18 protein-coding genes are annotated in these 24,581 nt (G+C 59.0%); 9 read left to right on the top strand and 9 right to left on the bottom strand.

Features of this window, described 5'->3' with window-relative positions:
- Positions 1-111: 111 nt before the first annotated feature.
- The 3 genes from RHM56_RS09525 to RHM56_RS09515 form a co-directional block, all read right to left on the bottom strand.
- Positions 112-2,823, bottom strand: a complete 2,712-nt coding sequence (locus RHM56_RS09525; protein WP_322240835.1) for a C2H2-type zinc finger protein — start codon at positions 2,821-2,823, stop codon at positions 112-114.
- A gap of 190 nt (positions 2,824-3,013) precedes the next feature.
- Positions 3,014-4,369: an amidase gene (locus RHM56_RS09520; protein ID WP_322240833.1), complete on the bottom strand. Its 1,356-nt coding sequence runs from the start codon at positions 4,367-4,369 to the stop codon at positions 3,014-3,016.
- Between the two features lie 13 nt (positions 4,370-4,382).
- Positions 4,383-5,711: an MFS transporter gene (locus RHM56_RS09515; protein ID WP_322240831.1), complete on the bottom strand. Its 1,329-nt coding sequence runs from the start codon at positions 5,709-5,711 to the stop codon at positions 4,383-4,385.
- A 210-nt stretch (positions 5,712-5,921) separates the two neighbouring features.
- Here RHM56_RS09515 and RHM56_RS09510 point away from each other — a divergent pair, with 210 nt between their 5' ends.
- From RHM56_RS09510 to RHM56_RS09470, 9 genes are all read left to right on the top strand, one after another.
- Positions 5,922-6,959, top strand: coding sequence for a LacI family DNA-binding transcriptional regulator (locus RHM56_RS09510; protein WP_322240829.1), 1,038 nt, complete (start codon positions 5,922-5,924; stop codon positions 6,957-6,959).
- A 218-nt stretch (positions 6,960-7,177) separates the two neighbouring features.
- Positions 7,178-8,065, top strand: a complete 888-nt coding sequence (locus RHM56_RS09505; protein ID WP_322240827.1) for a nitrilase family protein — start codon at positions 7,178-7,180, stop codon at positions 8,063-8,065.
- A gap of 13 nt (positions 8,066-8,078) precedes the next feature.
- A complete protein-coding gene (locus RHM56_RS09500; RefSeq protein ID WP_322240825.1) occupies positions 8,079-9,266 on the top strand; it encodes a hypothetical protein in 1,188 nt (395 codons plus the stop codon).
- A 267-nt stretch (positions 9,267-9,533) separates the two neighbouring features.
- A complete protein-coding gene (locus RHM56_RS09495) occupies positions 9,534-11,099 on the top strand; it encodes a sugar ABC transporter ATP-binding protein (protein WP_322240823.1) in 1,566 nt (521 codons plus the stop codon).
- Between the two features lies 1 nt (position 11,100).
- Positions 11,101-12,117: an ABC transporter permease gene (locus RHM56_RS09490; protein WP_322241739.1), complete on the top strand. Its 1,017-nt coding sequence runs from the start codon at positions 11,101-11,103 to the stop codon at positions 12,115-12,117.
- Between the two features lie 32 nt (positions 12,118-12,149).
- Positions 12,150-13,205 carry a substrate-binding domain-containing protein gene (locus RHM56_RS09485; protein ID WP_322240821.1) on the top strand — a complete coding sequence of 352 codons (1,056 nt, stop codon included), beginning with the start codon at positions 12,150-12,152 and terminating at the stop codon, positions 13,203-13,205.
- 128 nt (positions 13,206-13,333) lie between these two features.
- Positions 13,334-15,718: a TonB-dependent receptor gene (locus tag RHM56_RS09480; RefSeq protein WP_322240819.1), complete on the top strand. Its 2,385-nt coding sequence runs from the start codon at positions 13,334-13,336 to the stop codon at positions 15,716-15,718.
- A gap of 120 nt (positions 15,719-15,838) precedes the next feature.
- Positions 15,839-17,209, top strand: a complete 1,371-nt coding sequence (locus RHM56_RS09475) for an APC family permease (RefSeq protein ID WP_322240817.1) — start codon at positions 15,839-15,841, stop codon at positions 17,207-17,209.
- The gene (locus RHM56_RS09470; protein WP_322240815.1) at positions 17,206-17,652 is read left to right on the top strand and encodes a DUF3574 domain-containing protein; all 447 of its coding nucleotides are present in this window, start codon (positions 17,206-17,208) and stop codon (positions 17,650-17,652) included. Before RHM56_RS09475 ends, RHM56_RS09470 begins: the two co-directional genes overlap by 4 nt.
- A 3-nt stretch (positions 17,653-17,655) precedes the next feature.
- On the opposite strand, the gene RHM56_RS09465 is transcribed toward RHM56_RS09470, so the two are convergent.
- From RHM56_RS09465 to RHM56_RS09440, 6 genes are all read right to left on the bottom strand, one after another.
- On the bottom strand, positions 17,656-18,120 hold the full coding sequence (locus RHM56_RS09465) for a DUF3574 domain-containing protein (RefSeq protein ID WP_322240813.1): 465 nt from the start codon (positions 18,118-18,120) through the stop codon (positions 17,656-17,658).
- Positions 18,121-18,377: 257 nt separating this feature from the next.
- Positions 18,378-19,562: an acetyl-CoA C-acyltransferase gene (locus RHM56_RS09460; RefSeq protein ID WP_322240811.1), complete on the bottom strand. Its 1,185-nt coding sequence runs from the start codon at positions 19,560-19,562 to the stop codon at positions 18,378-18,380.
- Positions 19,563-19,564: 2 nt separating this feature from the next.
- A complete protein-coding gene (locus tag RHM56_RS09455; RefSeq protein ID WP_322240809.1) occupies positions 19,565-21,691 on the bottom strand; it encodes a 3-hydroxyacyl-CoA dehydrogenase NAD-binding domain-containing protein in 2,127 nt (708 codons plus the stop codon).
- Positions 21,692-21,767: 76 nt separating this feature from the next.
- Positions 21,768-22,205 carry a thioesterase family protein gene (locus RHM56_RS09450; RefSeq protein ID WP_322240807.1) on the bottom strand — a complete coding sequence of 146 codons (438 nt, stop codon included), beginning with the start codon at positions 22,203-22,205 and terminating at the stop codon, positions 21,768-21,770.
- A gap of 73 nt (positions 22,206-22,278) precedes the next feature.
- A complete protein-coding gene (locus RHM56_RS09445) occupies positions 22,279-23,781 on the bottom strand; it encodes a 3-hydroxyacyl-CoA dehydrogenase (RefSeq protein WP_322240806.1) in 1,503 nt (500 codons plus the stop codon).
- A 1-nt stretch (position 23,782) separates the two neighbouring features.
- Positions 23,783-24,568, bottom strand: a complete 786-nt coding sequence (locus tag RHM56_RS09440; protein WP_322240805.1) for an enoyl-CoA hydratase — start codon at positions 24,566-24,568, stop codon at positions 23,783-23,785.
- Positions 24,569-24,581: the final 13 nt, after the last annotated feature.

Genomic DNA, 24,581 nt, shown 5'->3' with positions numbered 1-24,581 from the left:
GCTTCTCATTCAAACCCGCGAATGAGCGGGCCCGCTCTACAGGTTTACGAGTACCGTTTTGATTGAAGCTTTTAGTACAACTCGGATACGTGCATGCGACGCGTGTTGCTTCTATGGGTGTTTGCGTTTGAGGTGCATGGCTAAATTGCTTTTTTGACGAAAGCTTTGGGTGCAACCCGCGTACGTGCATGTGAAAGGTCTCGCCCCTGTATGAACATGTTGATGAGATGCTAAAGCGTGTTTCTGACTAAAGCTTTTGCCGCAGCCCGCGTACGTGCATGAGAAAGGTTTCGCCCCTGTATGAACGCGTAGGTGATTTTTTAAATTGCTTTTATAACCAAAGCTTTTACCGCAGCCCGGATACTCACATGAGAAAGTTTTCTCCCCTGTATGAATGCGTAGGTGAATGTCTAAAACATCCTTCCGGGCAAAACGGGATGGACAATTGGGGCATGAAAACCGTTTTTCTCCAGTGTGAGAGAGCAGGTGTCTAGTTAGATTTTGCATATTTGTATAACTTTTCCCGCAGCCAGGCTCAACACAGTCAAAACGCTGCAGTGCTGGCACAGCAGGCACTCGGAATTGGTCTTGCGAAGATGTGCCAGGCTGTGGCCCTGGTGCCTGTAAGCCGAGTGGGGGCAACAAACCCATATCAAAATCACTCAGAGACGGTGCCGGTGAGGATGGGGTTGAGAACAGACCCTCATCAAAATTATTGATATACGCCGCAGGTGTCGGCGGAGCATTGGCGAATGAGTCCCTTGAATCACCTATATCGCTGAAACTATCTAACGATTCGTCTCCAATATATTGATCTCGAAATTGTTCAAACCCAGATTCAGATCCGGCCGCTTCGGCAATCAGACTCCCATCCGCTCTGCGTTTGATCCGCCCATCCGCATCCACATGCCCCATCGGGGCGTTGCCCACAAATCTATACAGGTTCAGCCCATCAATGGCGCCGCCCGGGTCGGGGTTCAGCCAGCGATATAGCCACGGGGCGTAGTAGCGATAGCCGTAGTAATACAGGCCCGTGGCATCGCGCTCCTTGCCTGAGTAACGAAGGGTTTTGTAACTGGCCTCCACTTCATTGCGCCCGACCCAGCACGCGGTGCCGCCGAACGGGTAGTAGGTTTCCTGGCTGATGAGTTGGGCCTGATCATCCAGTTCCAGGGTGCTGGAACCCAGGTGGTCGTCGAAGGTGTAGCGCAGTTGATCGTTCTCAAGGCCGCTGGGCGGTGTGTCCCAGTGCAACCATTGCACGCGGCAGCGCCCGGCCTGAAGGGTGACGACTTGAAGATTCTCTTGGGTGGCGCTGTTGGTGCGCACTTCCAGCCCCGGTAGGTAGCGGGTTTCGGCGAGGTGGCTGTTGGCCTGCGCTTGCCAGGTGCGGACTTTGCGCAGGCGTTTGCCTCCACCGCCATAGATATACCGTTCTTCGTCGTTGGCAGCGGCCTTACGCGTGACCTGGGCGATAGCGCACAGTTGATTTCGGGCATCCCACTGCAGGGGTTGGCCGGGTTGCAGGGTCAGAAGATTGCCATTGGAATCGTAGGTGTGTTCAGTCTCGCCGCTGCGAATAACACGGTTGTTGTGTGGGGCGATGTGTAGCGTTTGGGTGTGATCACTCCCCCCTAGGTGAATGCGCTCCAGCAGATTGCCCGCCGCATCATAGCGATAGGTTTCGCTGTAATTGACCACCCGGCTGGTGTCCGGGGTTTGCCAGGTCGGCAAGTCCGGGCCGAGTGACGGCTGGGCGGTCTCCCAGCCGCTGGCATCAATCAGTTGGTAGAGGCTGTCGTAAGCAAAACGGCGAATGGGTTCGATGCGCTGATTGGCAAAATGACGGGTGCCCAGGGTTGTGTCTTCAATCTCAATGAGGTTGCCGACCGGGTCGTAGCGGTAGTGCAAGTCTTGCAAGAGCCGTTTACCCGGCACTTGCGCCTGTAGGCGAGCCAAGCGGCCAGTCGCCGATTCGTGGGTCAGAAAAGTGACAACGCCATTGCCAGCGGTTTCGCTTTCGACTTGAGAAAAGGCGTTGTAACGGATGTTGCTGACCAGGATTTTAACCGCGCTGCTGCCCGCGGTTTGCAGGCCGGTATCGCGTAACTGCCCAGCCACGGTGTGGCTGAAGTGTTGTTGATGCCCTTCGGCATCGGTCTGTCTGAGCAGTTCACCCGCAGCGTTGTAGTGCCAGCGGTTGATGAACGGCTCGACCTCCTCCAGCAACGGGTCGCGCTGCGCCTCGGACTCGGGCCAATGTGGCAGGTCAAGGCTGCGCAAAAACTGCTGGGTTTCTTCCAGCGATCCGCCTGCCAGGCCGTACTCGGTCATGTGCCGTGTGCCCGCCGGGTCGTCGTGCCGCAAAAGCCTGCCGCAGCGGTTGTGCCGGGCGCTCTCCACGCTGGTGCTGGCGTAGGTAAAACGCTCGATCACATGGGTGCTGTTTTCAGTCACGCTGACCGGGCGCATCGAGTCGTCATAGGTGGTTTGCCAATGGCTCTCGCGGGCGTCCCACACCTCCAGCGTCTGCCCGGCCTCGCCCGGAAGGCTGAGCCGCCACCCGGCATCGGTGCTGTCAGTGGCCAATACCTGACCGGACAGGCTGTACACGGTCAGCAGGTTGGCAGGGGCAGTAGAGTCCGCGAACAGCCGAGGGTCGCGCTGCGCCACCAGCCGCCCCATGGGATCGAACGTGCTCCACGTCACCCGTTGCTCAGGGGTTTGCCCACTCACTGAACACGCAAACGCCACCGAGCGAACTGGCAATCCGCGCGGCTCGATGACCGCGAGTGTCGGTGTGCGGGCGTGGAGCGACGTCATAGGCAGGCCCTCCAGAACTTTCTGCCACACAGCATGCGCTCAAGGCGTGAGTGCGTCTGCTGTCAGAAATGACAGTCATGATCTGGGTGGCTGCCTATCACTGAATGGCGGGCAAGCCCGCTTCCACACTTGAGTCGCGTTGCTGCCCCCGCAAGTCATATGACTGACGGGAACCCAGAGAATCAAGGACCTAATCGCGCGTAAACAGCTCGACCATCACCCGCAATAAACGATCATCCTCCCCCGCCGCCGCAATCACTTGCAGCCCCACTGGCATGCCCTTCACCCACCCCACAGGCAGGTTGATGGCAGGCAGGCCGGTGAGGTTCCAGGGGCTGGTGTAGCTGAGCACGGCAGCGCGGACGTCGATGTCTTGCTCACCCACCCGTATCTCCCGTGCGTTCACTGCGGGGGCGGTAATCGGTACGCTCGGCGAGACCAGCACGTCATAGTCTTCGAATAACCGCGCCATGTGCGCCTGATAATGCTGCTGGGCCCGCTGGGCTCGAATGTATTGCCAGCCGCGGACTTCTTGCGACAACTCAAGGCGCTCGCGCACTTCTGGGTCGAACAATTGCGGCGCCTCTTGCATGCGCTCGGCATGCACGTCGTAAGCCTCGGCACGTTGCAGCATCAACAGGGTTTCTTTCATGCCAGCGGCCATGGAGGCCAAGTCCGCTACTTCATGCAACGTATCGCCGAATACCTGCTTAGCCGCCTGATAAACCTGTTGGTCGACTTCAGCGTCGACCGGGCCGAAGCTGCCCGAACGGATCCAGCCAACCCGCAATGGCCGCGGCTCAGTTGCCGCCGCGCAAGCCCGACCCGCTAACACCTCGAAGAGCAGCCGCGCATCCTCAACGGAGTTGGCTATCGGCCCGACATGGTCGAGGCTGGACGACAGCGGGAACACGCCGTCCAGGGGCACAACAGCATAGGAAGGCTTGAAACCGACCACACCACACAACGCCGCCGGAATCCGGATCGAACCGCCGGTGTCAGTGCCCAGCGCCAGCGGCACCATGCCACTGGCCACCGCAGCCGCACTCCCCGCGCTGGAACCACCGGTAATGCAACGCGCGTCCCAGGGGTTGCGGGCCGCGCCTTGCAGCGAACGGTCGCCAGTTGGCCCGTAGGCGAATTCATGGGTCAGGGTTTTGCCGACAATCACCGCGCCCGCCTCACGCAAGCGCTTTACACACAGCGCATCACAGCTCGGTTTAAAGCCGTCGAAATGCGCCGAACCATAGGTGGTGACGTAATCGAAGGTGTCGATGTTGTCTTTGACCGCCACCGGGATGCCGTGCAGCGGGCCCAAATCTTGGCCTTGGGCCAGCCATTCATCAGCCTTGCGGGCCTGGGCCAGTGCAACGGGTGCATCGACCTGTACAAAGGCATTCAGGGTCGGGTTGAGGCGCTCAATGCTGTCGAGGGCGGCTTGGGTCAGCTCGACACTCGTCAGGCTGCCCGCACGCAAGCGCTCGGCCAGCACCCTGACCGATTGGCCAAAAAAATATCCAGTATGGGTAGGCTTCACCAGGCTCATACAAACAACTCCATCAAACTGCAGCAGGTAGAGGGGATGCCGCCTGTCGACCACCGGGACGCACCATCAACATGGCGCTCATGCCCAGTGCAGTGGCGACTGCCGCGGCCACAAACATCGACGAATAGCCGTAGCGAACAGTCAGGTAGCCAGTGAGCATGGGGGCGATAAACGAAGCGGTGTTGGCGATGAAGTGAGTCATACCACTGTAGGCACCCACTCGATTCGACGGCGCGGTGTCGATTACCACGGCCCAGTACACAGAGTTAGGCAGCGCGTTGAGGGCGTTGGCCAGGGTCATCAGGGCGATCACGCCCCATACGGTCTGGGCTTGCGACACCATGATGAAACACAGCGTGGTCAACAGCAGGCAAGTCGCGGCCAGCCAGCTGCGGGCGACTTTCAGGTTGCCGGTACGACGCAACAGCAAGTCAGAGATTTTGCCACCCAGCAACACGGTGAAACAGGCACCGGTCCAGGGAATCATGCCCATGTACCACAGCGACGACAGGTTGTAGTGGAACTCATCCTGCAAGTATTTGGGGGTCCAGGTCAGCAGCAGGAAGGTCACGTACACAAACGAAAAGTAGCCGACCGCGTTGAGCAGCAGGTCTTTGTTCTTGAAGAAGTGCCAGACCGGCGTAGCGGTCGTGGTTGGGGTCGACGCATTGACCGATTCGGCGCGTTCTTTGCGCAAAAACTCAAGCTCTGCTTTGGACACACGCGGGTTTTCATCGGGGGTGTTGGTGAAGCGCGTCATGAAGAAAATCAGCAGCGCCAGGCTGATAACGCCCAGGATCACAAACATGCTGCGCCAGTCGCCGGTCAAGGTTTGCAGGCCCACCGCAATCGGGGCGGTCAGCAGTGCACCCAGCGGGGTGCTGAGCAGGCCGACCGAGACCACAAAACCACGCTCTTTAGGCGTCGCCCAGTTCGCCACGCTCTTGTTGATGACCGAGTAAGCCGGGCCTTCGGCAAAACCGAACATCACCCGGATAGTGGCGAAACCGGCCATGGCCGAACCGCCGAGAAACGCCAATCCGAAGTCGCCAGCAAACGCGGTGGCAATTTCAAAGATCGACCACGTGGCCCCGGCAATGAACCAGATGCGCTTGGCGCCAAACCGGTCGGCCAGAATACCGCCAATCAACGCACCGAGGATGTAACCGTAACCGAAGTAACCCAACACCTTGCCCCAATCGGCCTTGTCGAAACCGTACTCGGGAAGAATGCTCGCCGAGGCATACGCAATCGCGCCACGGTCGATGTAGTTGAGCAATGCCATCAGCATGATCAGGAAGAAAATCTGGTAGCGGAAAGACGGGATAGCTGGGCTATTCATAGAGATCTGACTCTTCAAATGATGGCAGAAGTCAAAAAGTCGGCCGCGTCCGGCGTTTTTTTATTGTGTGACCCAAACGTTTGGGTTGGCGAAATGTAGAGCGAGTAAAAATTTTAGTCAAACGTTTGGGTAAAAATTTTCTCCGGCCGAAAAGCGCCCACTCGGGTAGAATCCGCGCGCTCATAACAGACAGCAGGAAGCCTTCCACACATGCCGAATCCATCTCGCCCCGTCACCCTGAAGTCCATGGCGACCGCACTTGGCGTGCACGTATCCACCGTGTCACGGGTGCTCAATGGTGACCCGGCCGGGGTCGAGCGGGCGGCATCGGCCGAGGTGGTCGAGCGTATTCGTGCGTTGGCGAAAGAGCTGGATTATCGACCGAACACGCAGGCATCTAACCTTAAATTACGCAAAAGCGAAGAAATCTGCGTACTGATGCCGCGCATCACCGACCTGGTGATGGCGACCATTTACGACAGCATCGACAGCACCGCCGAACAGGCGGGCTACCTCACGTTCGTCTCCAACACCGACGATCAGCCAGTGCGCCAGATGCAACGTGCCGAACATGCCTTGCGCCGCTCGGTGGCCGGGCTGATCGTGGCCGACTCGCACGTGGGTGATACCCAGCCACTGTTCGAGTTGCTGATCCGCAAACACATCCCCTACGTGCTGGTCAGCCGCCAGATAGCCGGGCATGTCACGGCGTGCAGTGATGATGAGTTGGGCGGCTGGCTGGCGGCTGAACACCTGTACCGGCTGGGCTGGCGAGATGTCGCGATTTTGGCGGGCGAACGCCATGCTTCAACCGGCGCTGACCGCACGCGCGGTTTCACCCGCTACTTTCGCGAACAAGGCATCAACCTGCGCCCGGAATGGACCCTCAACGGCCCATTTGACAGCCTCACCGGACACCAGCAAGGCGAATACCTGCTGGGGCTGAGCCCGCGCCCGCAAGCGTTGTTTGCGGTCAACGACTTCCTCGCCATCGGCCTGATGGGCGCCGCACGGGACAAGGGCCTGGTGCCGGGCAAAGACATCGCCGTCGTGGGTTTCAACGACATTGCCCTGGCCCACGAACTGACCGTTCCGCTGACCAGCGTGCGATTGCCATTGGCCAAAATGGGCCAACAGGCGGTTGAGTTACTGCTTAAACGGATCAAAGGCGAGACGGCGGAGTCGATCATTCTGACGCCGCAGTTGCAGGTGCGGGCGAGTTCATCAGTGTCGCCAAAGCCGTTGTAATCGCTGCGCTTCAATACCCGCCAAAATCCGATCATAACGGCCCTTATCGAGTCAGTTTATTTCCCCTGTTTTGTAGTCCAACTTGATATGTAGTCACCTACACAAGGCAGCGGACTACACACCAAGCGGACACAACCGACAGACGTCAGCACTGATAAATCCTCTTACTGAATACCCGCAACTCAGCGGGTCAACACAATAAAAAAGAGGTGTCAGCCATGAACGAAGCTGTCAGTGCTGTGCGCGTTGCTGTTGTGCAATTCGATCCGCAGGTGGGCATACAACATAGCCAGGCCAATCTGAAACGCAGCCTGGAGCTGGCCCGTGAGGCGGCCTTGAACGGGGCGAATCTTATCGTGCTGCCGGAGTTGGCCAACACCGGGTATTTGTTCGGCACTCGCCAAGAAGCTTTCCTGCATGCAGAACTCATTCCCGATGGCCCAAGCGTGCAGGCCTGGCTCAATTTTGCGCGAAAGTATCAGGTGTATCTGGCCGCAGGACTGGCCGAGCGGGACGGCATGCAGTTGTTTGACTGCGCGGTGCTGCTGGGGCCGGACGGCTTTGTTGGCAAGTACCGCAAGGCCCATTTATGGAACCGAGAAAAGCTCTGGTTCACCCCCGGAAATCTGGGTTTCCCGGTGTTTGATACGCCGATTGGGCGCATCGGTCTGCTGATTTGCTGGGACATCTGGTTTCCCGAAGTGCCACGCCTGCTGAGTCTGCAAGGTGCTGACATTATCTGCAGCCTGAACAATTGGATCTGGACGCCACCGCCGCTGTTCGATGAGTCCGGTAAGTGCATGGCCTCGTATCTGACAATGACCGCTGCTCACGCCAATAACGTGTTTATTGCCGCCGCCAATCGCATCGGAGAGGAACAAGGCGAACGCTATCTGGGCTGCTCGCTGATTACCGGAACCAATGGCTGGCCCATCGGCGAAGTGGCTTCGGCTGACGAGCAGACCATTCTGTATGCCGATATTGACCTGACAAGCGCACGCAGCGCGCCGATCTGGAACAACTTGAACGACCTGCACCGCGACCGCCGTGTCGATGTGTATGAGTCAATGCTCGGTTATATCGATCACCCTCAACTGCCACGTTAACGAGGACGCCGTCATGCCGTCCTTATCGCCAAAAGAGTCTTCAAATACCGCCGTGCGTTACCTTGCGTTGCTCATAGCTTTCACGCTGGCGACAGTCGCGCTGATAAGCGGTTTATCCTGGCTCTACGCCTCGTCGACGTCAGGTTATTGGCCCGGATATAGCGACATGATGGGCGACTGGCCTTCACCGCTTGCGTGGCTGCGCTGGGTGGTCGGCGATATCAGCGAAGTCGCTTTTTACAAGCACGAGTTCGCCTCATTGGGGTTGTTGTTGGGTGGTGCTCTGGGCTACTGGGCCAGTCGTTACGCCAAAACATGGCAAGGGTTCAGCATTAGCTATGGCACAGGGCTGTGGCCTTGGTTGGTCACCAGCTCACTGCTGGGGTTAGCACTGAGCAATGCGCTGTGGGGCTGGACGTTGACTGCCCAGACCTGGCAGCCGACGTTCGCTGCCTTTGTGTCATTGCCCGCCGCGATGGTGTTGATGTTTGGTGGCGGCTGGAAAGTCACCCTCAACGGCGCGATTCTAGGTGCCCTGCTGGTTACACCAAGTTGCCTGCTGATCGTTAATTTCGTCTGCCTGCCCTTGGAGTTGACCGTGGTGGTTGGCAATGTATTGGGCATGGCACTCGGCAGCGCAGTCGCTTTTGGCGTGTGCCGTTTAGTGCCCGCACTGGTCAGAAGTCAGGTCGAACAACACGTTGCGAAACCTGAAGCCGTACCGCCCCCTGACTACGGCATGGTCTGGACGATGCGCCGGGTATTGGCAGACTTTTCCGAAGCGCCGTTCTTTGGCAATGAATGGGCCAGCCTGGGGATGCTCGCAGGTGTTTTACTGGCTTACGCGTTGAACCCCTTCAGCCCTGCTTATGGTTCAGGCCTGTTGCTGCATCTGGTGGCAGCGCAAGCATTGACCTCGCTGCTGGGGGTGATTATTTGGCGTGGCCAATGGCAAAAACGCGGCTGGTATCCCACGTATGTGCCCTTGGTGTCGGTGGTTCCGGCATCGGTGCTGACCTTCGGAGGCAGCGCAACGGTGATGGTCGCCAGCGCTTTGCTCGGGGCACTCATCGCCCCGCCTCTGGCGTGCGCCATTGCCCAGCGGTTGCCGACGTATATGCACCCTTACATCGGCAATGTGTTGTCGATGGCGATGAGCACGCTGCTGATTGTTCCGGTGATTGGTTGGCTCACCGTGTAGGGATCTCCCGCAGGCTGCGATCCTTAAAACAATCAAAAGATCACAGCCTGCCATAGCTCCCACGGGTGTCGAGTCCGCTCAAGAGATGCACCTAAACGATCTTGCCCCCCCTTCCCTCACGCACATCCGAGCGCCATCACTTATAACTAAAAGATATTTCATATTCGATACATATATTGGATTGTTCCTAGTGAAATGCTTTTAATCCTCGCCCCAACGTCTTGTGTTTGCTGATTTTTCGGCGACTTCTGTTTTCGGTATTTTCTTATGATCGCGCCTGCCGCTGTAGCGCCTGAACCGTTGATTCGTGCGCGTGGCCTGAGTAAATCGTTCGGGGCCAACCGTGCTCTGGATCGTGTGGACTTACAGATTTTCCCCGCCGAAGTTGTGGCGTTGTTAGGAGCCAATGGCGCTGGTAAATCGACGCTGGTGAAGATCCTTGCCGGCAGTCAGTCGCATGACGCGGGCGAGCTTCTGGTTGAGAGGACGTTGCAGCGTTTCAACTCGCCGCTTGCGGCACGCAAGGTCGGCATTGTGGCGGTGCATCAGCACGTCAACGACGGTATTGCGCCCGGTTTGAGCGTGGCGGAAAACCTGTTGCTCGATGAGCTTTGCCAGCCAGGTGCAGGGTTCTGGCTAGCACGCAAGCAGGTGCTGGAACGTGCGGCGCGCATTGCAGCCGGGTTAGGTCTGGATTTGCCGCTGGAACAGCCGATTGAAAACCTCGGTCAAGCCGAACGCCAATTGGTGGTGCTGGCGCGGGCTTTTGCGTTGCAGCCGCGGTTGTTGATTCTCGATGAACCAACCGCGGCGCTGTCGGATACCGAAGCCCAGCGGTTGTTTACACTGGTAGAAACCTTGCGCGAGCGTGGGGTGGCGATTCTTTATATTTCCCATCGTTTGTCGGATTTGCAGCGTTTGGCTGATCGCGCTGTGGTGCTGCGTGACGGCAAGTTGGCCGGCGAGTTTGGCGCGCATCAGCTCACCGAAGCGGTGTACGCGATGCTCGGTGAAGCACCGGATACTCGACCCTTTGAGCCACGTCCAGCGGGCCGCGAGGTGCTGAGTTTGCGCGCCGTGAAAGTTACGCCGCACGCCGCCGAGTTTGATTTAAACCTGAACGAAGGACAGGTGGTGGCGCTCACCGGGTTGCTGGGCGCAGGCAAGAGCGAAATTGCCGAGGTGATCTTTGGTGTGCGCCGTCCGGCTGCCGGAACCTTGCAGGTGGACGGGGTCGAGGGGCTGTTCAATTCGCCCCGACAGGCGATTCAGGCCGGTGTGTTTTATGCCGCTGAGGATCGCGCCACTCATTCGTTGATTCCGGGGTTTTCCTTGCGCAAAACCCTGACCCTGCCTTTTTTGCAGCACTTTACCCGCTACGGTTTTATCAACACCCGGCTCGAAGCACAGGCGGCGCAAGACGCCGTGACGGCGCTAGGGGTCAAGACAGCCGGCATCGAATTGCCCATGGAAACGTTGTCCGGTGGCAATCAGCAGAAAGTGGTGCTGGGCCGCTGGCTGCTGGGAAGCGGCCGCGTGTTGATACTTGATGAGCCGTTTCAGGGCGTCGATGTGCGAGCCCGTCGCGAAATCGGCCACTTGCTGCGCAACAGTTGCGATGGCCGGGCGACGCTGGTGATTTGTACCGACGTGGACGAAGCCCTGGAGATCGCTGACAGAATTTTGGTGGTTCGTGAAAATGCGGTGGTCGCTGACTTGCCCCGTGCGGGTCTTGGCCGTGCCACGTTGGTGGCGCAGCTTGTCGGCAACGACGACGCACACCCCTCCCCTTTAGCCACTAATGCAACGCCAAGGAGTAGTGCGCGTGCCTGAATTGATTTCCCCTTTACCCAACCAAACCACCAAGCCACAGCGCTTGCTGAACGCGTTGATCCGTTATGGCCTGTTGCTGGTGCTGGCGTTGATTGTGGTGTTTTTCAGCGTTGCAGAGCCCGCGTTTTTGCGGGTCAGCAACCTGTTTATCATTTTGCAGTCGGTGTCGATCGTGGCCTTGTTGGCCCTTGGCGTCACCCTGACCATGGCCGTTGGCGGCCTGGACCTGTCCATCGGGGCCGTCGCGGCGATGAGCCTGATGATTGCCAGCTACGTGATGGTGGTGCTGGGCTGGGGCGCAGTGCCCGCCGTGCTGGTCAGCCTGGCAGGCGGCGCTTTGGTCGGGCTGTTCAACGGGTGGTTGATCGTCAAGATGCGCGTACCGGACATTCTGGCGACGCTGGGCAGCATGTTTCTGGTGATTGGCGTGCAACTGATTCCCACCGGCGGGCGTTCGATTGCCGTCGGCATGACGCTGCCCAACGGCGAGGAAGCCGAGGGCGTTTTCAGCGCGGCTTTTCTGGCGTTGGGGCGCGGTCGGTTGTGGGACACGGTGCCGGTTCCAGTGTTGGTCACCGCTGTCGCGGCGCTGGCGGTCTGGTTGTTTCTGGAGCGCACCCGTATCGGCCGATTGTTTTATTCCATCGGCGGCAACGAGCAGGCCGCGCACTTGGCGGGCGCCCCGGTGCATCGCTACAAACTGCTGGCGTACGTGCTGTCTTCGTTGTTGGCGTCAGTGGGCGGTTTGCTGCTGGCGGCGCGCCTGGGACGCGGTGATGTCAGTTCCGGAAATGGATTGGTGCTGGATGCACTGGGCGCTGCGCTGATTGGTTTTGCCGTGCTGGGCGCGAAGAAACCCAACGCTTTTGGCACGTTGATCGGCGCGTTACTGGTGGCCACCTTGCTCAATGGATTGACGATGCTTAACGCCCCCTACTACGCCCAGGATTTCGTCAAGGGACTGGTACTGGTGCTGGCGCTGATTTTCACCTTTGGTGTCGGACAGCGCGTGCGCTGATCTGCGACGCCCTCAACTCGCAAGGATCCTCTATGTACTCATCAATCAAAGGCACCCTTAGAAAGTGCCTCACAGGCGTGCTGTTTTCAGGCCTGGCCTTGAATGCCCAAGCCGCAGGTTTAGCGGGCGCACCGGCGCCTTTTGACAAAGGCAACGTGCAGATTGCCATGGTCGGTTATCTGTTCTCCGGTGACTTCCCCGAAGCTTACTTGCAAGGCGTGCAAAAACAGGCCGACGCCCTTGGCGTGAAATTGCGGATTTTCGATGCGCGGCAACAGGCGGCCAGCCAGCGTGAAATGATCGAGCAGGCGATTGATCTGGGCGTCGACGGGATCATCGTGCAATTGGGTCTGGCCGAAACCCTCAAGGATTCAGTCGATAAAGCCATCGCCAAAGGCATCAAAGTGGTGGCGTTTGACGTCGACCTGAAAAACCCGCAGGTGACCCAGGTCGAGCAGGATCACCATGCGCTGGCGCGATTGGCGTTGGAGCAAGCAGTGAAAGACAACGGCACGAAGTTTGATGCGGGCTATGTCTACATCAGCGGCTTTACCCCGATGGAGCTGCGCAATGAAATCTGGACTCAGGTCAAGGCGGACAATCCGGGCATCGTCGAGAAGGCTCGTTTCGGCACCCTGAACCCGCCGATTGCCAACTCGGTCGCTGATCAGGCCAGCGCCGTCTTGCGGGCCAACCCTGGAATCAGCGTGATTTTCGCGCCCTTTGACGAGTTCGCCAAAGGCGCAAAAATCGCCGTTGATGAAGCAGGCAGGGGATCAACAGTCAAAATCTACAGTGCCGACATTTCCACTGCTGACATTCAGATCATGAAAGAGCCCGGCAGCGCCTGGGTTGCCACGGCGGCGGTCAACCCGCAAGTGGCCGGAGCGATCAGTGTGCGCAGTCTGGCAATGCTGATTGCCGGTGAAAATCCAGGGCAAAAGGTACTGGTGCCGCCCACGTTGATTACTCGCCAGCAACTGCTGGATCTGGATGTAAAAAACGTGCGCGATCTGGCGCAAAAAGTCCCTGCGTTCGGTGATACATCAGGTATTGCCACTGCACCCTGGATTCCATTGCCCAAGTAACACACTTCAAACACTCGCACTTAAACACTCTTAAATAATAACGACAGAGCAGTACTGCCCCCGCGCTAATGCCGTTGACTCACGTCTGCGGCACTGGACGTGTATTGGCCGCAGTTCAGGAGTTGTATATGCAAAAAAGTTCACTCTCATTTATCGCTGCAGTGATTTCAACGTTCACTCTGTTACCCGCCCACGCTGACGACGTACCCGCTGGCGCCGACAGTGCTGAGCGCCTGGACACGGTGCTGGTCACCGGTACTCGCGGCAAAGCCCGCACCGTGCTGGACTCGCCCGTGCCGGTGGATGTGCTGACCGCCGCCGACCTGAAGGCTGCCGGTGCCAGCGGCGGAGAGTTGGGGCAGGCGCTGCAGACGTTACTGCCATCGTTCAACTTTCCACGCCAATCCAACTCCGGCGGAGCCGACCACATACGGGCGGCGCAATTGCGCGGCATGAGCCCGGATCAGGTACTGGTGCTGGTCAACGGCAAGCGTCGCCACACATCGGCCGTAGTCAACGACTCGTCGAAGATCGGCCGTGGCACAGCCCCGGTGGACTTCAACTCGATCCCTATCAGCGCCATCAAACGCATTGAAGTGCTGCGCGACGGCGCAGGCGCTCAGTACGGCTCTGACGCGATTGCCGGGGTGATCAATATCATTCTGGATGACGCCCCGGAAGGCGGCGAAGTGTCCACCACCTATGGCGCTTATCACACCCACGAAAACGCGACCGGCAAAACCATTACCGACGGCCAGAGCACGCAAACATCGGCCAAGATCGGCACGCGTTTGGGGGAAGACGGCGGGTTTATTCGCGTGGGCACGGAGTACAAAGATCGCAACCCGACCAACCGCGCAGGTTATGACAGCTTCTCGGACACACCGGGTGAGCGCAACTTTGCCATGGGCGATGGCCTGGCGCGGGATGTGAACGTCTGGTTCAACTCTGAGTTACCACTGGCCGATGGCAAGGCTTACTCTTTCGGGACTTACAACCAGCGGCATACCACAGGCTCGGACTTCTACCGTGAGGCCTACGAGCAGCCGCAGTTTTACCCTAACGGCTACTTGCCTCAGTCGCTCGGCGACAACAAAGACGTGTCCGCTACGATCGGTTTCAAAGGCATGCTGGATGATGACTGGGACTTCGACAGCAGCATCACCCACGGGCGTAACCGCTTCGACGGGTCGACCCAACGCACCCTCAACGTCAGCTTGGGTGCCGACTCGCCGACGCGCTTCAACACCGGCGATTATGAGTTTCGGCAGACCACCACCAACCTGGACTTGAGCCGCGAAGTGCGCCTGGGTGATCGCTCTTTCGTGCTGGCGGTGGGGGGTGAATATCGCTACGAGAACTACCTGACGTTCGCGGGCGACCCCGCCTCTTACTTCGGCGATGGCGCCGATGGTTCCAACGGCCTGCGCCCGAGCGAAGAAGTGAATCTGGATCGCAATGTGTTCGGCACCTACGCCGAATTGTCCGGCGACCTCACCGACCGTTTGTTCGTCGACCTCGCGACGCGCTGGGAGCATTACGACGATGCGGGCAGCAAACTCACCGGCAAACTGAGCGGTCGCTACCGTCTGACCGACCAACTGGCACTGCGCGGTGCGGTGTCCAATAACTTCCGCGCACCGTCGCTGGCTCAAGAAGGTTTCCAGAACACCACCAGCAACTATGGTGACAATGGCGTGCTGACCGATATTCGTACGCTGCCAGTCAACAGCCCTATCGCACGGGCCTTGGGCGCGCAAAAACTGGACCCGGAAACCTCGAAAAACTTCAGTCTGGGGCTGACCGCGCAACTGAATGACCGCTTTGATGCGTCGCTGGATGTGTTCCACATCACCGTCAAAGACCGCATCACCTTGTCTCAGCGCATCGGCAGTGACGCGCTGGAGCAGTACATCCAGGATAATTTCGGCATCGCCGGCGTGCATGATGTGAGCTTCTTCACCAACGCCGCCGACACCAGCACCAACGGTGCCGAGTTGGTGCTGAACTACCACCAGCCATTGTTCGATGGCCAGTTGGGCGTGACCACCGCCTACACCTACAACCACACCCAAGTCACCAAGACCCGTGGCACGCCTTCCCAGCTCTCCGGCCTGGGAATCGGCAGCGATGCACTGGTGGGTGTCGAGGAACGCAACACCCTGACCGACGCCGCCCCACGGGATCGCTTCGTCCTGTCAACCAACTGGTCGAATCAGCACTGGGGGCTGCTGGGACGCTTGACGCGTCAGGGCGAAACCACGCGGGTCTTTGACTTCGGTGATTCGCAGCCGACACAAACCTACGGCGCGGTCTGGCAACTGGACGCTGAGGTGCAATACAAATTCACCCCAGCTTTCGACATCGCGCTGGGTGGTAACAACCTGACCGACAAATACCCGGATCGCTCCAACTCGCAAATCAACTACGGCGGCAACCTGCCGTATGACGTGCTGTCGCCGATAGGCAGCAACGGCGCCTATTACTACACCCGACTTACTTACGCGTTTTAAATCCCGGGCGCACTTCAAACGACTGTAGGAGCGAGCTTGCCTCGCGATCTTTTTAAAGATCAAAAGATCGCGAGACAAGCTCGCTCCTACAGGGGGCGGCTTTTTATTTGGAAAACCTTTATGCGCGAAGACGTTTCTGCCATTGCCGGTGTGCAGCGCCATTTGCCTGTTTTCCAGGCATTGCTGGTCACTCTCGGCATGGTGATTACCACCGATATTTTGAAAACCGCTCCCACCGTGGCACTCAATGTGGGCAGCGATCATTTCTATCTGGTGTGGATTCTCGGCGGACTGATCTCCATGGCCGGTGCCTTGTGCTTTGCAGAGATGGCCACCGCGTTTCCCCATCCGGGCGGTGACTATCATTTTTTGCGCCTGGCCTATGGTGAGCGGGTGGGCATGCTGTTTGCCTGGTCGCGCTTCTCGGTGATGCACACCGGCTGGATCGCGCTGTCGGCCTTTATGTTCGCCGATTATGTAAACGCTGTTGTGCCACTGGGGCCTTACGGTTCCGGGCTGTTTGCAGCCTTGGTGATCGTCGCGCTGGTGCTGCTGAACCTAGTGGGCCGAGAGATTGGCTTTCTCACCCAGACCGCGTTGGTGGTGCTGCTCGCACTGGGCTTTTTGAGCATTGCCGCCGCTGGGGGCTGGCTGGCCTGGAAAGGGTTTGAGCCCGTGGCGCCGAGCGTGCTGGCGGTCCCTGAGCAGACCGGGCTGGCGGGCTTTTCAGCGGCCATGATTTTTGTCTTTCTGGCGTTTGGTGGCTGGAGTGATGCCGCGACGCTGTCGGCCGAAGTACGCGATGGCCGTCGCGGCATGTTCATCGCCATGCTCGGTGCGTTAACGCTGTTGCTGACGATCTATCTGGCGTTGAACTGGGCCTTTATCCAGGGGCTGGGATACGAAGGGCTGGCGGCCAGCGACGCACCGGGTGTCGAACTGCTGAATCGGGCTTTTGGGGCGCCCGGTGTCGGTTTGATTCTGCTGGTGGTGGGCATTTCGGCGATTGCCAGTATCAATTCGACCCTGCTGGTCGGTGCCCGAACCACGTTTGCCGCTGCCCGTCAGGTGCCGCAACTGAGCGGCCTCGCCGTTTGGGACAAGCGCCATGGCGTGCCACGTCGGGCATTGCTGGCCATCGGGGCTGTTTCGCTGTTGCTCGTGTTGTTTGGCAGCTTCTCGCACAGCGGCTTCAACGCCATGGTGGAGTACTTGACCCCGGTCTACTGGCTGTTTCTAAGCCTGAGCACTTTGGCGCTGCTGATCTTGCGACGCCGGTTTCCCGATGCGCCAAGGCCGATCAAGGTGCCGTTGTACCCGTTGTTGCCCCTGCTGTTTTTTGCGCTGTGCCTGTACATGCTTTATTCCAGCGTGGTTTTCGTCGGCTATGGCGCGTTACTGGGTATCGCTGTGCTGGCGCTAGGTGCAGTGCTTCTGGCGTTGCTGGGCCGCACGACCATCACACCTTCAGAGGCTGAGGAGCCGGTATGAAAAAATGGGGAATAGTTGGGTTGTTACTGGCAATTGCCGCACTGATTACAGTCGGCGTTGCGTGGGCAAGCAAACCAACGGCCAGTGACTCACACGGCCGCACAATGTTGCGCTCGGAGCTATACTTCGCCGCAGTTGATCGTCAAGCCTGGGATGAGTTTCTGTCTGAAGAGGTCACGCCCAGGTTTCCTGATGGCTTGAGCTGGTACAAGGTTAATGGACAGTGGCGTGGCCCCTCGGGCAAGCCGGAAAAGTTGCCGTCGCGGATCATGATCCTGATCCACGCCGACAACAGCGCCAATCATGAAGCGCTTGCCACCATCGGACGATTGTTTCAGGAGCGCTTCGGTTTTGCGGTACTGCACGTGCAAAGTCCAGTCAGGGCCAGCGACCCGGACTGGACGGCAGAACGCCTGGATGACAATCGGCAACTGTCACATTGAAACTCAGAAAGAAACCTGTGCTGGCTGGGACAGGCGCAGCACTGACAAATCGCCGGTGATGCGCTTCCAGGCCAGGCGAATGGCTTCGATGTCCTGCCCATGCTGCGCAGTGTCTTCATGCAGAATGACGATCACCTTGGTGCCCAGGCGTTCCGGCTCTTTGGCACCATGGTCGCGCCATTGGCCGTAAGCATCCAGCACGCTGAAACCATCGGGGAAGCGTGGGGTGACTTCCTTGTCCAGAAACGCCCGCCACCGTTCAGGGCTGATGACATCAGCACCGCTGCCACCCAACTTGCCCACTGAAAAATACAACTCAGTGCGAAGCCATTGCGCTTGGGCGGGACGCGTCGGGTCGCCGTGCAGCGATGAACTGGCCGGGTCTTTGGTGTGCACCGCAGGAAGAGGTGCGCTCACGCAGCCGGAAATGGCCAAAAACAGTGCAGCAAACAGAAAACGTGACGGCATGTAGCAACCTTCATCTTGTTTGAAATATTGAGAAAGGCCGACACTATAGAGGCCGTTATCACCGGCCATCCAAGACTAAAAGAAGCTTTTTAAATAGCCGTATGGAATAAGAAAATAGGCCACGCCGACTGACGTTCATCGGTATGCACCGCCGGATGCAGCACCGGGCCGCGTACCTGACTTGCAACAGGCACCCCTCCAAGTACCGAACATTGTGAGGCGCCCAAATCAAATCTGAATGCCAGATCCCATTCTTTTCACAGGACTTCAAATAATCCCGCCGCGCCCATGCCTCCTCCCACGCACATCGTGAGAACCACGTATTTTACGCCCCGACGCTTACCCTCAAGCAGCGCATGCCCCACCATGCGGGCACCGCTCATGCCATAGGGGTGGCCAAGGGCGATGGCGCCGCCATTGACGTTCATCCGCGTGTCGTCGATGCCCAACTGGTCGCGGCAGTAAATGACTTGGCAGGCAAACGCTTCGTTGAGTTCCCACAAGCCGATGTCGTCAACGCGCAGTCCATGCTGTTTGAGCAGTTTGGGCACCGCGTGGACCGGGCCGATGCCCATTTCTTCCGGGGCCAGGCCGACGACGGCAACTCCCCGGTAAAGCCCCAATGGCGTCAGGTTGCGTTGCGCGGCCAGACCCGCATCCATCAGCACACACGCGCTGGCGCCATCCGATAATTGGCTGGCATTGCCAGCCGTAATACTGCCTCCTTCGATAACGGGCCGCAGTGCCGCCAGCCCCTCCAACAGGGTCTGGGGCCGGTTGCATTCGTCGCTCAACAGAGTCACGGGTTCGTGCGTGACAATCCCGGTGGCGGGGTCGGTGACGGCTCGATGCGACATGACGGGCACCATTTCACGGTCAAAGCGTCCTGCCTGTTGCGCCGCTGCCGTTCGCAGTTGTGATTGCAGCGCATAGGCATCTTGAGCTTCGCGACTGACTTGGTAACGCCGGGCCACATACTCTGCGGTCTGTAGCATGGGCATATAGGCATGCACGGCGTTGCGGATAACGTGCGGGTCCTGCTCGGCCATGGCCCATTCCATGTAGCGATTCTGAACCAGGCTGATATGTTCCTGACCGGCTGCCAGCGCCACGTCCATGCCATCAACGATGATTTGTTTTGCGGCGGTTGCAATAGCCATCAAGCCCGAGGCGCATTGACGGTCCAGCGTCTGGCCGCTGACAGTCAGAGGCAAGCCTGCGGCGAGCGCGGCCATGCGCCCCACGTTCCAGCCTGCGGTTCCGGCTGGCATGGCGGTGCCGATAATCAGGTCTTCGATTTCATCGGCTTCGATACCGGCGCGTTCAACGGCAGCCCGGATGGCGTAGCTGGCCATGCTCGGTGCCGTCAAGTGATGGAACGAGCCACGAAAAGCCTTGGCGATGGGGGTACGGGCGGTGGAAAGAATGACGGCTTCGCGCATGTTCAAATGTCCTTGGCGGTGAGCGTTTCGATGCGGGTATGGCCAGCGGCAACCAGACGTTCGAGCAAGGGCGCGGGCTGTAACCACATCTGCCCATAGGCGCCCAGCGCGTCGCGGTAATGCCGGATGCGCTCCAGGATGTGCGCCAGCCCCAGGCTTTCGGCGTAATGCAAAGGCCCGCCGCGCCAGGCCGCAAAACCGTAACCATTGATCCACACCAGGTCGATGTCGCTGCTGCGCTGAGCAATACCTTCGTCAAGCAGTTGAATGCCTTCGTTTATCAACATGAACAGGCAGCGGTCATGCACTTCCTCATTGCTGATCACCCGGCGCACAATGCCCAGCTCGTGAGCGATACGTTCAGCCAGAGGGATGAGCTCGCCGTCTTCGCGCCGCTGGCGACCTTCGTAAAGGTAGAACCCACGGGCAGTCTTCTGGCCATAACGCCCTTGTTCGAAAAGAACGTCGGCGATTCGACAATAACTGCGGTCATGGCCGATCACGTCGCGACGCGATTCGCGTATCAAGTAACTGACGTCAATACCCGCCAGGTCATGCATCGCCAGCACGCCCATCGCCATACCCAAGTCAGTTAGCACCCGGTCGATTTGCGCCACGCTGGCGCCTTCGAGCAGCAACCGATGGGCTTCACGCGAGTAAGGTTCGAGCATGCGATTACCAATGAAACCGAAGCAGACGCCTGAGACCACCGCAACCTTGCCGAGACGTTTGGCAATCGCCAGCATCGTTGCCAAGGTATCAGCCCCAGTGTCACGGCCACGTACCACCTCCAGCAAACGCATAACGCTGGCCGGGCTGAAGAAGTGCAAACCGATCACATCCCCCGGGCGCCGCGTAACGGAGGCAATGGCGTCAATATCCAGGGTCGAGGTGTTACTGGCTAGAATCGCGCCAGGCTTGCAGACCTCGTCCAGCGTCCTGAACACCTGCTGCTTGATTGGCAGACTCTCAAAGACCGCTTCAATGACCAGATCGGCATCCCCGATCTCGGCATAGTCGAGGGTGCCGTGCAGCAGTTCCATGCGCTGCTCCATCTGAGCGGTTGTCAACTTGCCGCGCTGTACGCTGATTTGGTAGTGGCTGCGAATCTGCATCAGGCCATGCTCAAGTGCCTGGGCCTTGAGCTCCAGCAGAGCCACAGGAATGCCCGCATTGGCAAAGCACATGGCGATCCCGCCGCCCATGGTCCCTGCGCCGATAATCGCGACTTTACGGATAAGCCGAATCGGTGTATCGGCGCTGATACCCGGCAACTTTCCAACATTGCGCTCGGCAAAAAACACATGGCGCAAAGCGGCCGACTGGCTCGACGCTTCAAGTGCCTTGAACAGTTCGGCTTCCAGCGCCAGTCCGTCGGTCAAAGGCAGTGTGCAGGCTGCTTCGAGTGCTTTGACGACACTCTGCGGGGCGAGTTGCCCTTGCCAGCGCGACTGCTGAGCCAGGCGATACTGGCTGAAGAAATCATCAGGCAACCCGCTGCCAGGAAAGCGCCATCGCGGTTCTGGAAAGGCCGGGGCATCTCTTTCAAGCAATTCATGGGCGAAGGCACACGCCTCGTGCAGCAAGCTTTGAGCACTTTTGCTCAGGCCATCCAGCAAGCCCAGCTCAAGGGCGTGTCGAGCGTTGATCATTTGCCCACTGATCATCATGTCCAGGGCCGCTTGCACACCGATCAAGCGCGGTAAACGCTGAGTCCCACCAGCACCGGGTATCAACCCCAGTTTGATTTCCGGCAAGCCGAAACAAGCCGTCGGCTCGCCAATGCGATACCCGCAAGCGAGAGCCAACTCCAACCCGCCCCCTAAAGCCACACCCGACAGCGCAGCAATGACGGGTTTGTTCAGTTGTTGCAACCTAAGCAGCAGCGCCCGTAAATGCGGGGCAGCGACAGCACGGGGTGTACCAAACTCGTGAATATCCGCCCCGGCACTAAAAGGCAGGCCCTCACCGTGAATAATGATGGCGTCTACCGCAGGATCGGCGTTGGCACGTTCAAGGGCTTGCAGTAACTCACGGCGCAGGGCTTGGCCCAATGCGTTGACCGGTGCATGGACCAGGCCGATAAGCGCTAGCCGATGCTCTGCGCGATAGTTAATCAAGGCACTCATGGGACCTCCTTTAAAAGGGATGTAACCAGTGGGGCGAGTCCCGCGCCCGGCGATCGCTGCGGGATCAATAGGCGATTCACGCCATCAAGCGGCCCAGTACGTCGCGAATGGACGCTGGGATCGGGACGGGGTCGTTGGCGCTGCGGTCTACATACACATAGGTCATTTGCACAACCGCCGACGCCTGTTGTTCATCGTTGCGAAACAGCGCCAGCTCGTAACGCATGCTGCTGGTCCCCAGATGCGTCACCTTCATGCCCACCGTGATCAGATCGGGAAAAGACACTGAGGCATGGTAGGTACAGCCAGAACTGACCACCACGCCGATCACCGGGCTGCTCATGATGTCCAGCGCTTCATGCTCGATCAGGTAGGCACAGATGGTCGACTCACAGTACGCGTAATAAACCACGTTGTTGACGTGTCCAAAGGCGTCGTTATCGCCCCAGCGCGTCTGGATGGCCGAGAAATGCGAGAAGGCTGAGCGAACGGGACGCTCGGTACGACTGTTCATAGCGTCTCCCGAAAAATCGCGGTAGTTGCACCCGGCCCCATAAGCCGGGCTGGCGTAGTTCGAAACCCCAGGTTCAGCATGCGGACCTCTCAAAACCGAGTGAACAACCCAAGCCAACCCGGCGACGCAACCAAGGGCTGGGACGGTATCGCGGGTCATGGCTGGTGTCGGCCATGCGCTGCACAATGCTCAGCACACGCCCTGCCCCCAATGCATCGCCCCATGCCAGCGGCCCTGAGGGGTAGCCGAGGCCAATTTGCACGGCTCGGTCTATATCGGCGGGAGTGGCAATGCCTTGCTGCGCCATGTCACAGGCCAGGTTGACGATAGACGCCATCACCCGCTGGCAGATAAACCCCAAGCTGTCTTCGATCAGCGACACCCCGACGGCGTCTTTGGCAAAAATGGCCAGGGCAAAATCACACAGGTGCGCATGAGTCACCGGCGTGCGCATCAAGGTGCGATGACGCTCAAGGCCAGGGAGCAGGTCGATGCACAGGGTTCGCGCCGGGTCGGTGCCAAACGCCTGGGCAGCACCGCAGGCATCGTGTCCATAGGGTGCGAGGAGGCACAGCGAATCGGCACCCGGGGTCGAGGCGTTATCCAGCGTAATCCCCTGCGCCCCAAGCCAATTGGCGAGGGCTCGGTGATCATCAGACGTTTCGGCACCGATCCATACCGGGGGATTGCACGATGGATGCACAGCAGGCTGCTGCGCGTCCTCGGCCCGTGGGTAGCGATAAAATCCGCGAGCGCTCTTGCGCCCTAACCGCCCGCCATTGAGCATTTGGCGAGTCAGCACCGAAGGCCGGTAACGCGGATCTTGATAGTACTGCTCAAAGATCGACTCCATGACCGGGTGCGAGACGTCCAGCCCCGTCAGATCAAACAGTTCGAACGGCCCCATGCGAAACCCCATGGCCTCACGCAGCACACGGTCAATAACCTGCACCGGTGCAACACGCTCACCCAGGATGGCCAGCGCTTCGGTGCCATAAGCCCGACCGGCATGGTTGATGACGAAACCCGGCGTATCGTGGCAGCGCACCGGCCAGTGTCCCAGCCGGTTCACCAACGTCATCAACTGCTCAATCACTGCGCTGTCAGTCTCGAGCCCGGCAATGACCTCGACGACTTTCATCAGCGGCACCGGATTGAAGAAGTGCAGCCCTGCAACCCGCGAAGGCCGTTGGCAACCCTGAGCAATGGCCGTTACAGACAGGGATGACGTGTTGCTGGCCAACAGGCAGTCGGCGCGCACAATCTGTTCAAGCGCCTTGAACAAGGCCTGTTTGACATCCAGCTTTTCGACGATGGCTTCGATCACCAAGTCGCAGTCGTGCAGCTCGCCCAGAGCGTCACTGACCTGCAGGTTGGCAAGGGCCTGCGTGACCTCCCCTGGCGTAAGCCGCCCTTTGCCAGCAAGCGTCTCGAACACGTGTGCCAGCCGCTCGCGAGCCGTGTGCGCAGCACCGGCTTGTACGTCATACAAACGCACTTTGAAGCCGGCCTGCGCGCAGAGTTGGGCGATTCCTGCGCCCATGGCGCCTGTGCCGATAACAGCAATGGTGTGCATCTCACTCTCCCTGAAATTGCGCAGATCGTTTTTGCAAAAACGCCTGCGCGCCTTCTTTCTGATCGCGGGTGTCGAACAACAACTGAAATGCTTTGCGCTCAAGCGCCAAAGCTCCCTCCAGCGGCATCTGCGCCCCCAGCAAAGTCACTTCCTTAATCTGCTCCACTGCCAGGCGCGGCAAGCGTGCAATCTCGGCCGCCAGCGCCAACGCGCGCTCAAGCGTTTTATCGTCGTCGACCACTTCACTGAGCATGCCCATGGCCAGTGCTTCTGCGGCACTCACCTGACAACCGCTGAGCAACATGCGCTTGGCCTGGAACTTGCCAACCGCACGAATCAGACGCTGAGTGCCGCCAGCACCAGGCATCAGCCCCAGCTTGACCTCGGGCTGCGCAAATCGCGCCTGACGACCCGCGATGATGATGTCGCAGTGCATCGCCAGCTCGCAGCCACCGCCCAGGGCAAGACCGTTGACGGCTGCAATCACAGGTTTGGGGCATTGGCTGATGGCTTGCCACAGACGTTCGGTGTGGCGCAGGTACATCTGCACGGGCGTGGCATCAGCGAATTCGCGCACGTCTGCACCCGCGACAAAGCACTGCTCGCTTCCGGTCAACACGATTGCTTTGACGGCTTTATCCGCTGCAAGGGCTAAAAATACACGCGCCAGGCATTGCCGCACGTCGAGATTGAGGGCGTTTTTTACGTCAGGACGATGGATCGACACCAGCGCGACACCATCAGATTGAACCGTGGCCGTGACCACATCAGGAACAGGAGTGGACATTCTCAATACCCTG

It is taken from the genome of Pseudomonas sp. CCC3.1, assembly GCF_034347405.1.
GTDB lineage: Bacteria > Pseudomonadota > Gammaproteobacteria > Pseudomonadales > Pseudomonadaceae > Aquipseudomonas.
Note: the sequence above shows the minus strand (reverse complement) of the source record. Positions and strands in the feature narration are given on the sequence as shown.